Source organism: Oceanihabitans sediminis (assembly GCF_003337215.1).
GTDB lineage: Bacteria > Bacteroidota > Bacteroidia > Flavobacteriales > Flavobacteriaceae > Oceanihabitans > Oceanihabitans sediminis.
This window is the reverse complement of the sequence record NZ_QPIG01000001.1, coordinates 144,485-157,761: the sequence shown is the minus strand read 5'-3', so window position 1 is coordinate 157,761 and position 13,277 is coordinate 144,485. Positions and strand designations below refer to the sequence as shown.

The 13,277-nt window shown below is 33.0% G+C and carries 12 protein-coding genes; 5 read left to right on the top strand and 7 right to left on the bottom strand.

Annotation, left to right across the window (positions count from 1 at the left end; translation table 11 throughout):
- Positions 1–109: 109 nt before the first annotated feature.
- Together DU428_RS00705 and DU428_RS00700 are read left to right on the top strand one after the other, a co-directional pair.
- Complete coding sequence (locus tag DU428_RS00705) at positions 110–862, top strand: YoaK family protein (protein ID WP_072348593.1); 753 nt, start codon at positions 110–112, stop codon at positions 860–862.
- Between the two features lie 501 nt (positions 863–1,363).
- Complete coding sequence (locus tag DU428_RS00700) at positions 1,364–1,564, top strand: putative signal transducing protein (RefSeq protein WP_072348596.1); 201 nt, start codon at positions 1,364–1,366, stop codon at positions 1,562–1,564.
- A gap of 89 nt (positions 1,565–1,653) precedes the next feature.
- Here DU428_RS00700 and groL read toward each other — a convergent pair whose 3' ends face one another.
- From groL to miaB, 7 genes are all read right to left on the bottom strand, one after another.
- A complete protein-coding gene (gene groL, locus DU428_RS00695) occupies positions 1,654–3,291 on the bottom strand; it encodes a chaperonin GroEL (protein ID WP_072348598.1) in 1,638 nt (545 codons plus the stop codon).
- Positions 3,292–3,384: 93 nt separating this feature from the next.
- Positions 3,385–3,663, bottom strand: a complete 279-nt coding sequence (locus DU428_RS00690) for a co-chaperone GroES (RefSeq protein WP_072348600.1) — start codon at positions 3,661–3,663, stop codon at positions 3,385–3,387.
- A 166-nt stretch (positions 3,664–3,829) separates the two neighbouring features.
- Positions 3,830–4,171, bottom strand: coding sequence for a preprotein translocase subunit SecG (secG, locus tag DU428_RS00685; RefSeq protein ID WP_072348602.1), 342 nt, complete (start codon positions 4,169–4,171; stop codon positions 3,830–3,832).
- A 1-nt stretch (position 4,172) separates the two neighbouring features.
- Positions 4,173–5,123: a tetratricopeptide repeat protein gene (locus DU428_RS00680; protein WP_072348604.1), complete on the bottom strand. Its 951-nt coding sequence runs from the start codon at positions 5,121–5,123 to the stop codon at positions 4,173–4,175.
- A gap of 31 nt (positions 5,124–5,154) precedes the next feature.
- Positions 5,155–5,661 carry an LptE family protein gene (locus DU428_RS00675; protein WP_113965574.1) on the bottom strand — a complete coding sequence of 169 codons (507 nt, stop codon included), beginning with the start codon at positions 5,659–5,661 and terminating at the stop codon, positions 5,155–5,157.
- Between the two features lie 69 nt (positions 5,662–5,730).
- Positions 5,731–6,990 carry a sigma-54 interaction domain-containing protein gene (locus tag DU428_RS00670; protein WP_072348609.1) on the bottom strand — a complete coding sequence of 420 codons (1,260 nt, stop codon included), beginning with the start codon at positions 6,988–6,990 and terminating at the stop codon, positions 5,731–5,733.
- Between the two features lie 49 nt (positions 6,991–7,039).
- Positions 7,040–8,485: a tRNA (N6-isopentenyl adenosine(37)-C2)-methylthiotransferase MiaB gene (miaB, locus tag DU428_RS00665; RefSeq protein WP_113965573.1), complete on the bottom strand. Its 1,446-nt coding sequence runs from the start codon at positions 8,483–8,485 to the stop codon at positions 7,040–7,042.
- 165 nt (positions 8,486–8,650) lie between these two features.
- On the opposite strand from miaB, the gene DU428_RS00660 reads away from it, so the two are divergent.
- The 3 genes from DU428_RS00660 (at position 8,651) to DU428_RS00650 (ending at position 13,228) form a co-directional block, all read left to right on the top strand.
- Positions 8,651–9,394, top strand: coding sequence for a hypothetical protein (locus DU428_RS00660; RefSeq protein ID WP_072348613.1), 744 nt, complete (start codon positions 8,651–8,653; stop codon positions 9,392–9,394).
- A gap of 156 nt (positions 9,395–9,550) precedes the next feature.
- Entirely contained in the window at positions 9,551–12,061 is a 2,511-nt protein-coding gene (topA, locus tag DU428_RS00655) for a type I DNA topoisomerase (RefSeq protein ID WP_113965572.1), read from the top strand.
- Complete coding sequence (locus tag DU428_RS00650) at positions 12,062–13,228, top strand: formimidoylglutamase (protein WP_072348617.1); 1,167 nt, start codon at positions 12,062–12,064, stop codon at positions 13,226–13,228.
- Positions 13,229–13,277: the final 49 nt, after the last annotated feature.

Here is a 13,277-nt window from a genome sequence, read left to right as displayed (position 1 = left end):
AATCCATTTAAAAAAAGCTTGAATATATTTACATTCAGGCTTTTTTAGTTTTATTTTAAATCTTACATTAATAGTTTGTGAGTGTAGCAATATAATTTAAAAGTCAAGTATGTTTAGACATCAGGGTAAAAGCCGAACATTAAAGCACAATCTTCAGATAGCGACTATACTTTCTTTTGTAGCGGGAATGGTAAATGTAACTGGGATTCTATCTTTTAAGCAATTAACAACAAATGTTACCGGTCACTTTGCTCTATTTATAAATGACGTTGCAGATTTTCAGTTTTGGAAAGGAACCATTTATTTCCTTTATATATTTTCTTTCCTTTTTGGCTCTTTTTTGTCTAGTTTTTTAATCTTGAGGTTTAAAGATACTAAGCGATTAAATATTTATTTAGTTCCCACCATTATTGAGTTTTTTATTTTATTAGCCATAGGTTTTTATAGTATTTATATCGAAATACAATCACCTAATTTAGTTGTTTGCTTATTGCTTTTAGCTATGGGAATTCAGAATTCTTTTGTGACGAAAATCTCCAATGCAGTTGTTAGAACCACCCATTTAACAGGGCTTTTTACAGATTTAGGAATTGATATTTCGCAATTGTTTTTTAAAAAATCAGCTAGAAAGAAAAAAAAACTGAAAGCCAATATTCAACTTCGAACATATATAATTCTTTCCTTTTTTGTAGGAGGTTTAGTAGGTGGGTTTTTCTATTCAACTGTAGAATTAAAACTTCAAACCTTATTGGTGGCTGCTTTGGTTTTGTTAATGAGTTTGTTGTTTGATGACTTTAGATATAAACTTATAAAAGTAAAAAGAAAATATAAGGAGCGAGGTACAATGCGTAGAACTATGTAATTGTCTAAAATCAATTTCAATGGTGATTACCATAAAACTTTTTATGTTTAGTTAAAGAACTTAAACGAAGTGTTGTCATGAATATCTGTTCCAGCTAATGGCTTCATATTTAATGAAATTACTTTTAGACTGACTATAAATTTTTTTTTCAGAAGCAAAACCATTTTCAACTATTACCTCTCTTGCGCTTTTTTCTTAGTTTCAAGCTCTTGTTTGAAGCTTTTATTAAAGGCTAAAATAGAGAAAGTAAGCAGAGAAATATACCTTTTCATTATGAATGTATTTAATAAACAGGATACAGTTTTTTTATTTCAATTTAACCACACCGAAAAAATACTTATCTAAAAATAGATTTTACATCGCTTAAACATAATTTTGAAAAGTTGAAGTTAGATTCAAATTGTTTATAATAAACAAGTTAGATTTAAGTTTTTAGGTTTCTAACTTAGTGGAATTACTAATTAAATGCGTAACTTAGGATAGCATATAAAAATATACGTTATGGATAGAAAGTTAATTTTTTCGGGGAACTCACAAGTTTTAGTGTCTGGAGTTAAAAACAAACTTGACGAGGCAGGTATTGCTTATTTTGAAATTAATAAATCAGATTCTTCCTATCCAGGTATCTTAGGGGAGATTGAAATTTTTGTTCATGAAGCAGATGAGGTGAAAGCAAAAACACTTATAAAAGATCTGTTATAATTGCTTGTTGTATTTAAATGATAGATATAAAAAAACGCCTCCAGATTTCTCTAGAAGCGTTTTGATGTTAATTAATTTAAAAACGATTTTTACATCATTCCAGGCATTCCTCCGCCCATACCAGCAGGCATTCCGCCTCCGGCATTATCTTCTTTAATATCTATTAAAGCGCATTCTGTAGTTAAGATCATTCCAGCAACAGAAGCGGCATTTTCTAATGCAATTCTAGTTACTTTCTTAGGATCAATAATTCCAGCTTTCAGCATATCTACATAATTGTCTGTTTTAGCATCGTAACCGAAATCTTTTTTACCTTCAAGTACTTTGTTTATAACAACGCTGCCTTCGCCACCTGCGTTTTCTACGATGGTACGTAAAGGAGATTCAATTGCTCTGTTTACAATTTGTACACCTGTAGTTTCGTCTAGGTTGCTTGTAGTAATTTTTTCTAATACTTTTTTTGCACGTACTAGAGCAACACCTCCACCAGCAACAATACCTTCTTCTACTGCAGCACGAGTAGCGTGTAAAGCATCGTCAACACGGTCTTTCTTTTCTTTCATTTCTACTTCAGAAGCAGCACCTACATATAATACTGCAACACCTCCAGCTAATTTAGCTAAACGTTCTTGAAGTTTTTCTTTATCGTAGTCGCTAGTAGTAGATTCTATTTGAGATTTAATTTGACTAACTCTGTTTTTAATCATGTCTTTATCTCCAGAACCATTAACAACAGTAGTGTTGTCTTTGTCTATTGTAATACGTTCTGCAGTTCCTAACATGTCTAAAGTAGCATTCTCTAAAGTAAATCCTCTTTCTTCAGAAATCACAGTACCACCTGTTAAGATTGCGATATCTTCTAACATTGCTTTACGTCTGTCACCAAATCCTGGAGCTTTAACAGCAGCAATTTTTAAAGAACCACGTAATTTGTTTACTACTAAGGTAGCTAATGCTTCACCATCTACATCTTCAGCGATAATTAATAATGGTTTTCCAGACTGAGCAACAGGCTCTAAAACAGGAAGTAAATCCTTCATTGTAGAAACCTTTTTGTCATATAATAAAACATAAGGGTTTTCTAAGTCTGTAATCATTTTGTCACTGTCTGTAACAAAGTAAGGAGATAGGTATCCTCTGTCAAACTGCATACCTTCAACAACGTCTACATAAGTATCTGTACCTTTAGCCTCTTCTACAGTGATAACACCTTCTTTTCCAACTTTACCAAAAGCCATTGCAATTAAATCTCCAATAACATCATCGTTATTTGCAGAAATAGCAGCAACTTGTTTTATTTTGTCTGAAGAGTTTCCAACTTTTTGTGTTTGTTTTTCTAAGTCTTCAACAATTGCTGTAACAGCTTTGTCGATTCCTCTTTTTAAGTCCATTGGATTAGCACCAGCTGCAACGTTTTTTAAACCTTCTTTTACAATTGCTTGTGCAAGAACAGTAGCAGTAGTGGTTCCGTCTCCAGCAAGATCGTTTGTTTTGCTAGCTACTTCTTTTACCATTTGTGCTCCCATGTTTTCAAGAGCATCTTCTAATTCTATTTCTTTTGCAACAGAAACACCATCTTTAGTTACTTGCGGAGCACCGAAGCTTCTTCCGATAATTACGTTACGTCCTTTTGGTCCTAATGTTACTTTTACTGCATTTGCTAATGCGTCTACACCACGTTTTAATCCGTCGCGAGCATCAATATCAAATTTTATGTCTTTTGCCATAATGAAAATTTTTATTTGTTATTCCCACCTAAGCAGGAATCTTGTTTTTTGTTAAGTATTTTGATTTAAGATATCTGCTTTCGCAGTAGCCATCTAGATGATTGCCATAATATCTTCTTCACGCATCATTAAATAGTCTGTACCATCTAATTTTAATTCACTGCCTGAATATTTTCCGTAAAGAACAGTGTCACCAACTTTTACTGTAAGAGGCTCATCTTTTTTACCTTGACCTATTGCTACAACAGTTCCTTTGTGTTGTTTTTCTTGCGCAGAATCTGGAATGAATAAACCAGAAGCTGTTTGAGTTTCTGCAGGAAGTGGTTCTACAAGAACGCGATCTGCAAGCGGTTTGATATTTACTTTACTCATTTTATATATTTTTTTAGTTAATTAAAATTTTGTTTAACGATTAGCTAATGAGCGAAAAATGTGCCAATAAAAATTGTCTGACAAAGTTTCAGATTTAGGTAGGTAATGGGCAAAAAAAAATGCCAACTTGATAGCTGGCATTTTTCGATATATTTTGTGAAACAGATTATTCTGCTGGAGTTTCTTCTGTTTGTACTGCTGGAGTGGCAGGTGTAGTTGGAGCAACTGGAGTAGTTACATTTTCGATATCTAAAGCTTTAGATTCTTTAACAACACCACTTTTATTAATTGCTACGTTAGAAAGTAAAATTAATGCTATTAGTATAGTTGCAAGGGTCCATGTGCTTTTGTCTAAAAAGTCGGTTGTTTTCTGAACACCACCTAATTGCTGTGTTCCTCCACCACCAAAAGATGATGATAATCCGCCGCCTTTTGGGTTTTGTACCATTACTACTACAACTAGTAAAAAAGCGACCACTACTATTAATATTAAAAATACTGTAAACATATTATTCTTTGTTGTTTTGTTCTTGTAATTGTTTTATTGCATAAATTTGGTCTGCAAAGAAACCACTTTTTTCTGGATATTTCAAAATTAATATTTTATAAGATTGTATGGCTTTTTTGTAGTTTTTTTGTTCTACATATATTCGAGCTAAAGTTTCTGTCATTAGAGACTCTGGCTGAATCATACGCTCTTCGGCAATATTATTGTTTTTTGTAGCAGTTTTTGTTGGTTTTAACTTTGGATTTTTAGAGATAAATTTTTCTATTAAATCGAATTTTTTCTCCTTTTCAGACTTCGTTTTTTTCTTTGGTTTCGGTTTTTCTTCACGCTCAATAGGGGTGTAGCTTGCTAGTTTTAGCCATTCGTTAAACGAATGTGTTTCGTTTTGACCAAATTGCAATGGCTTTCCTATGTTTAAGATTTTATCTGGTGAATCTTTTTCTTGTTTCGTTTCTTGTGAAGGAACTTCTTTAGGTTGTTCTTCTATATCTGATTGAGCATTTTCTTCAACTTCCTTAACTTCTTCAACTTTAGAAGTTTTAGTTTTTGGCTCGAATAAATCAGGGTCTAGAACACCTGTGGTTTCTTCTATTTGTTGTTTTAGGCGATCATCTAAAGTGACTTTTTTGTTTACAGAAATATCTTCAACATCAACGGGAATATCTTTTAGATGCTCTGTGTTTTGCTTGATGTTTTTAGAAATTTCGTTTTGAAGGAATTTTTCTGAAGTGATAAAATCAAATAAAATACTCCTGTCTGTGGTATAACTAGCCGTTGTTTTAAGCTCTTGGTTATAATTGAAACTTTCTTTGTTTTTTAAACCTTTTAGATACAGTGCTCTTGCAGATTGACAATACGGAAAAGTATCCAGAATGGTTTTTAGAGCTTCGGTTTGTGAAGCTGTAACCTCTTGCGGATTTTGTAATAAATATGTGAATTCTGTATTGTTCATTGGCTAAGCCAAATTTATTTCTTTGTTATAATTACCACTTTGCTAAAGAAGCGTTGAAAACATCTTGTGTAATACGTTCAAAAATTTCTTCAAATGCAGTAGTTTTAATCGATCCTATAAGTTGCGAGCTTCCTTTGTAATCGTAATAAAAGGTGAAGCGTTGTTCAAAATTATCTTCTTCATTCTTTTTGTTGAAAAAACGCACGTTAATACCAATTGTTAGTCGATTTTGAGCTGCTGTATTTTGAGATGTTGCTGTTGTTGGTGAAATCCTATATTCTACAATTTCTCCTTCGTAAACTAAATCGGCATTAGAATTAACCAAGCTTAAATTGGTTTGATTTGTAATTAAATCTTGTAATGCTATGGTGAAATCTCTTTCGATTCCTGGTTCTACTAAGATGGCATTATTTTGAAAGTAATTTACTTGAAATGTTTTTACATCGGAAGCAATAGAAGTTCCTGTGAACGAATATGGTCCGCAAGAAAAAAATATCGTGCTTATTGTAAAAAGAAAGATGTAATTAAGGTGTTTCATTAATACGTGTTGTTAAAATAAAATTGTTGTAAACCCTTTTTCAAGTGGAGTTTGATTTGTCAAATATACCTAAAGGTCGAATTGTTTAATTTTTCGGTATAAGGTGCGTTCGCTAATACCAAGTTCTGCAGCTGCTAATTTACGTTTTCCTTGATGACGTTCTAAAGATTTTTTAATCAACTCTAATTCTTTATCGTGTAAGGACAGGGTTTCTTCTTCTTCAATTTCTTCCGCAAAGTGATACTTGTCTGTAGTATCTTGAATAACTTCTGCATCTTCATTTTGAGAAACAGCAAGTACTCTTAATTCTTCTTTTGCTTCTTCGTATTCGGCGTCTTCTTCGTTTCCGTAAATCTTCTGAATTAAATGCTCGTTGTCTTTTTGAACTTCAGAGGTGTTACTGTTTTTCATTAATTCCATGGTAAGCTTTTTAAGATCATTTAAATCGCTTTTCATGTCGAATAATACTTTGTATAGAATTTCACGCTCATTACTAAAGTCGCTTTCAGCTTTTGTGTTATTTACTAAAACCGGCAAGTTTGTGCTTCCTTTAGGTAAATATTCTTGAAGTGCTTGGGCATTTATAGTTCTGTTTTGTTCTAAAACTGAAACTTGCTCTGCTACATTTCGTAACTGCCTAATGTTTCCTGGCCATCTGAATTTAACTAGCAAATCTACCGCATCATCTTGTAATTTGATGGTTGGCATTTTATATTTTAAAGCAAAGTCACTAGCGAATTTTCTAAACAGTAAATGAATATCTTCTTTGCGTTCGCGTAGGGCAGGAAGGTTAATTTCTATGGTGCTTAATCTGTAATATAAGTCTTCTCTAAACTTTTCTTTTTTAATGGCTTCAAACATGTTTACGTTTGTAGCAGCTACAATTCTAACATTAGTTTTTTGTACTTTTGAAGAACCTACTTTGATGAATTCTCCGTTTTCTAACACACGTAATAAGCGTACTTGTGTGGTAAGCGGAAGCTCTCCAACTTCATCTAAAAAAATGGTTCCACCATCGGCAACTTCAAAATAACCACTTCTGGTAGCTGTAGCCCCTGTAAAGGCCCCTTTTTCATGACCAAAAAGTTCGGAGTCTATAGTGCCTTCAGGAATAGCACCACAGTTAACGGCAATGTATTTTCCGTGTTTTCTGTGTGATAATTGGTGAATAATTTTAGGAATACTTTCTTTACCAACACCAGATTCTCCAGTTACTAAAACCGAAATATCTGTTGGGGCTACTTGAATTGCTTTTTCAATAGCGCGATTTAGTGTTGGGTCGTTACCAATAATTCCAAAACGTTGTTTTATTGCTTGAATGGATTCCATATAATTAACTATTCTCTAAATTGAGAGTTTCCTTAAATTTAATAAAAAATTAGTTGTTTTCTGAATAGCCTACTGGCTCACCAATTAATGTGGTTTTTGTAGCGCTTGTAATTTTTACATTTACATAATCACCAACCTTATAGTGTTCTTTAGGGAATACACAAAGAAGGTTTTGGCTGTTTCTTCCAGACCAATCTTTATCTCCTTTTCTAGCTTCTTTTTCAATTAAAATCTCAACTGTTTTACCAATAAAAGATTGTGTTTTTTCATAGCTATGCTCTAATTGTAAGTCGATTACTTCTTGTAAACGTCTTTTCTTTACTTCTAGAGGAACATCATCTTCCATTTTACGTTCTGCTAAAGTTCCAGGTCTTTCGGAGTAAGCAAACATATATCCGAAGGCATATTTTACTTCTCTCATTAGGCTTAGCGTATCTTGATGATCTTCTTCTGTTTCTGTAGGAAAACCAGTAATCATATCTTGACTAATTGTACAGTCTGGTAAAATACGTTTGATGTTGTTTATAAGCTCAATATACTCTTCGCGAGTATGTTGTCTGTTCATTTCTTTTAAAATTCTGTCGCTACCACTTTGAACGGGTAAGTGAATGTACTTACAAATATTATCGTATTTCGCCATTGTTTCAACCACATCTAGCGTCATGTCCTGCGGATTAGAAGTTGAAAAACGAATACGCATTTTTGGTTGCGCTTCTGCACACATTTCTAAAAGCTTCGCAAAATTTGTTGCAGTTGCTTTCTGCATGTCTGTAGCTTTATCAAAATCTTTTTTTAATCCACCGCCATACCAAAGGTAGCTGTCTACGTTTTGTCCGAGTAAGGTGATTTCTTTGTAGCCTTTGCTCCATAAATCGTTTACTTCTTCTAAAATACTTTGTGGATCACGGCTGCGTTCTCTTCCTCTTGTAAAAGGAACTACGCAGAACGTACACATGTTATCACATCCACGTGTAATAGAAACGAAAGCGGTAACTCCGTTGCTATTTAAACGTACTGGAGAAATGTCTCCGTAAGTTTCTTCTTTAGAAAGTATTACGTTTATAGCGTCTCTACCATCTTCTACTTCTGCAAGTAGATTTGGTAAATCTTTATAAGCATCAGGTCCAACAACAAGGTCTACAATTTTTTCTTCTTCAAGAAATTTACTCTTTAAGCGTTCGGCCATACAACCTAAGACTCCTACCTTCATCTTTGGGTTTGTCTTTTTAACGGCATTGTATTTTTCTAAACGTTTTCTAACGGTTTGTTCTGCTTTATCGCGAATAGAGCAGGTGTTTACAAGAACTAAATCTGCATCTTCTAGTTTGTTTGTTGTATTAAAACCTTCGTTAGATAATATGGAAGCTACAATTTCACTATCACTAAAGTTCATAGCACAACCATAACTTTCAATAAAAAGCTTGCGAGTGTTTTCTTTTTTGTTTTCTAAAACTAGGCTTTCACCTTGTTTGCTTTCGTCTATTATTTTCTCCATACCTGTTTTCCGCAAAGGCGGAATATCATTAGTTATAAACTTTTTCAATAATATTGCAAAGATACAATTATTTTAAGTAAAGTGACAAAGTGGCAGAATGTAAATATTCGAAATTTTTTATAGATAATTCCCTACATTTGAATACTAACCACAAAAAACAATAAGATGACCTTACAAGAGTTTGAGAGTAAAGTGCAAAACGCTAAAGAATTAGATTTTGGAGATATTTTTAATAGAAGTATAGATCTCTTTAAAAAAGTATGGTTGCAAGGTTTGATCATGTTGCTTTTAACAATATTGGTAATGCTGCCTTTTTACTTATTAATGTATTTGCCTTTATTAGGTGCTGGAATTATAGACCCAAGTATGTTCGAACAAAGTAGTGAGCCAAACCCTGTTGTAATGGTTCCGTTTGTGATATTTTCTTTTTTGTTAGCTTTAGTAGCTTCGGTAATTAGCTTTGGTATGCGAGCGGGATTTTATAGAATATGTAAAATGAAAGATTTGAATGAAGTTGGTTCCGATGATTATTTCTTCTACTTAAAGAAACCGTATTTGCCAAAAATGATAAAATTATCACTAGCAACCTTCGTTATTTCTTTAATAGCAGTGCTTTTATGTTATTTGCCTGTGTTTTATGTTATCGTACCAATAACACTAATGAATCTGATTTTTGCTTTTAATCCAGAGCAATCGGTTTCTGACATCATAAAATCGGGTTTTGCCTTAGGAAATAAAAAATGGTTAATTTCTTTCGGTTTAATTATGGTGAGTTCTATTCTAGCTTCTTTGGTGGGTATGATACTTTGTTTTGTTGGAATTTTTGTAACAGCATCTTTTTCATATATTCCTGCTTACTATATATATAAGGACAGTATTGGTTTTGATGTTATAGAAGTAAACAAGTAGATAGAAAATACTTAATACTTTAATTTTCAAAAAAGGAAAGCCTGTTTATTCAGGCTTTTTTTATACTTTAATAGGACGGAGAATTTGGTCAAATTATAATAAATTAGGAACGTAAATTTTTTTTCGCATACCTTTGCAAACTGAAAAAATAGAAATATGGCGAAGAATTTAGTAATCGTAGAGTCACCTGCAAAAGCAAAAACAATAGAGAAATTTCTAGGAAAAGATTTTAAAGTGGAGTCTAGTTTTGGGCATATTGCAGATTTGCCTTCAAAAGAATTAGGAGTAGACGTTGAGGGTGATTTTGACCCTAAATACGAGGTTTCTAAAGATAAAAAAGCAGTTGTAAAAAAACTGAAAGATTTAGCGAAGAAAGCAGAAATGATATGGCTAGCTAGTGATGAAGATCGCGAGGGTGAGGCGATAGCATGGCATTTAGCAGAAACGTTAAAATTAGATAAAGAGAAAACTAAACGTATCGTTTTTCACGAAATCACGAAAGCAGCGATACAAAAAGCAATAGAAAACCCTAGAGGTATTGATTATCACTTAGTAGATGCACAACAAGCACGTAGGGTTTTAGATAGAATTGTAGGATATGAGCTTTCTCCAGTTTTATGGAGGAAAGTAAAAGGAGGTCTTTCAGCAGGACGTGTACAGTCTGTATCTGTAAGATTAATTGTTGAAAAAGAAAGAGAGATTCAAGAGTTTAAAGCTGAAGCATCTTATAGAATTGATGCAGAATTCTCTAACGAAGAAGGCCAGTCTTTTAAAGCGAAACTTCCAAAGAACTTTGCTACAAAAAAAGAAGCCTATGCTTTCTTAGAAAGTAATATTGGTGCAGATTTTAAAGTTGCAGATTTGCAGAAAAAACCTGCACAGAAAGCGCCTGCAGCACCATTTACAACTTCTACCTTACAACAAGAGGCAGCAAGAAAATTATATTTCTCGGTAAGTAAAACCATGAATATGGCACAGCGTTTATATGAAGCTGGATTAATTACTTATATGAGAACAGATAGTGTAAACTTATCTGAAGAAGCTAAAAACGGAGCCCAAGCAGAAATTATTTCGGCTTACGGTGAAAAATATAGCAAACCTAGAAATTACAAAGGAAAGTCAAAAGGCGCGCAAGAAGCGCATGAGGCTATTCGTCCTACAAATTTTGCTACACATTCTGTAAATATAGATAGAGATCAAGCAAGATTATACGATTTAATTTGGAAACGTGCTATTGCATCACAAATGAGTGAAGCACAATTAGAGCGTACAAATGTTAAAATAGAATCATCTAAAAATAGTGAAGTATTCACTGCAAATGGAGAGATGATTAAATTCGATGGTTTCTTAAAAGTGTATTTAGAAGGAACAGATGATGAAGATGTAGAGCAAGACGGAATGCTACCTGCATTAAAGGTAAACGAAACGCTTTTAAATAAATATATTACCGCGACAGAGCGTTACACAAGACCACCAGCACGATATACTGAAGCTTCTTTGGTAAAGAAATTAGAAGAGCTTGGTATTGGTAGACCATCTACTTATGCGCCAACAATTTCTACTATTCAAAATAGAAACTATGTTGAAAAAGGAACTGTAGAAGGAATAGAACGTAACTATACACAGCTTACTCTTAAAAACGGAACGGTAAAAGATAAAAAGCTTACAGAAAAAGTAGGGTCAGATAAAGGAAAACTAGTACCAACCGATATTGGTATGATTGTTACAGATTTTTTAGTGAATCATTTTGAAAGCATTTTAGATTATAACTTTACAGCTAAAGTTGAAAATCAGTTTGATGATATAGCAGAAGGAAAGAAGGATTGGAAAAAGATGATGAAGTCTTTCTATAAAACTTTCCACCCAATAGTTATCGACGTACAAGAGAATGCAGATAGAGAATCTGGTGAACGTATTTTAGGTACAGATCCAAAAACAGGAAAACAAGTAAGTGTTCGTTTGGGTAAATTCGGACCAATGGTGCAAATTGGAACTGTAGATGATGAGGAGAAACCAAGTTTCGCAAGTTTATCTCCAGACCAACAGTTAAACACTATTACTTATGAGGAGGCTATGGATTTATTTCAGCTTCCAAAAGATTTAGGAACATACGAAGGAGAAGAAGTACAGGTAAATAATGGTCGTTTCGGGCCTTATGTGAAATTTGGTTCGGCTTATGTTTCTTTACCAAAAGGAACAGATCCTTTAAGTGTAGATTTAGACGATGCTATAGTTTTAATAAAAGAAAAACAAAAAGCAGATGCGCCTATTTATCACTACCAAGATTTGCCAGTACAAAAAGGAAAAGGTCGTTTTGGTCCATATATTAAATGGAACAATATGTTTATTAACGTAAACAAAAAATACGATTGGGATAATTTATCTGAAACCGATATTGTAACACTTATTGAAGATAAAATTCAAAAAGAAAAAGATAAGGTAATTCACCATTGGGAAGAAGAAGGAATAAAAGTAGAGAAGGCAAGATGGGGAAGACACAATATTATTAAGGGTAAAACAAAAATAGAATTACCTAAAACGGTGGATGTTTCTAAATTTACTTTAGAAGAAGTTCAAGCAATAATTGAAAAGAACGCACCAAAAAAGAAAACTACTAAGAAAAAAGCTGCTGCTAAGAAAAAGCCGGCTACTAAAAAGAAAAAATAAATGAATTTTAATTTTCTCTCGCCAGTATCCGATATGGTTTTGGCTCATAACGAGTTGTTACCACAGCAAGCGCTAGGAAGAAAAATAAGAATACATTCAAAGCAAAATGGTATTCCAGATTTAGACGGAGTACAGCTTGCAATATTAGGTGTAATTGAAAACAGGAATGATGAAAACTATATAGGAGAAGATTTCAACTTAAATGAAATCCGAAAATCATTCTATGCACTTTTTCCTGGAAGTTGGACAACAACTATAGCAGATTTAGGGGACATTAATAAAGGAGAAACAGTAGAAGATACTTACTTCGCTTTAAAATCTGCTATTTCTGTTTTAGTTCAGAAAAAGGTGATACCTATTATATTAGGAGGGAGTCAAGATTTGACTTATGCAAATTATCGTGCTTATGATGATTTGATTCCTATGGTTAATATTGTGAATGTAGATTCTAAATTTGACATAGGTGATTCTGCAAAACCAATAAAGAACAATAGCTTTGTTGGAAAGATTATTTTAGATCAACCATTCAACTTATTTAATTATTCCACTTTAGGCTATCAAACTTATTTCAATTCTCAGGAGGAAATAGATTTGATGGATAGGTTGTATTTTGATGCTTATAGATTAGGAGACGTTTCTAAAGATATTACTATTGTAGAGCCAATACTTCGAGATGCAAATATTGTAAGTATTGATTTGGGGTCTATAAAAGCTTCAGAAGTTAGTGCAAAGCAACGAGTGAGCCCAAACGGTTTAGACGGAAAAGAAATATGTGCTATTTCTCGCTATGCGGGAATAAGCAATAAAGTATCTTCCTTAGGTATATGGGAGTACAAACCATCAACAGATGATGAAGTCACTGCCATGTTAATCTCACAAATCATTTGGTATTTTATTGAAGGCGTTAACTACAGAGTAAAAGATGATGACTTCAAAGATGCGGATAGTTACCAGAAATTTATCACACTTGTAGAAGATCAAGAATTGATTTTTTATAAGAGTATTAGAACAGGTAGATGGTGGATAGAAATACCTTTTTTAAGTGAAGTGAATAATAAACTAAAAAAACATACGTTATTACCTTGCACGCATCAAGATTATGAAGATGCTTGTAACAATAATGTACCTGAAAGATGGTATAAAGCTTTTCAGAAGAATTGTGTTTAAAAAATTTAACTAAAATAAAATGCTATAATTGTCGTTGAAATGGTTTATT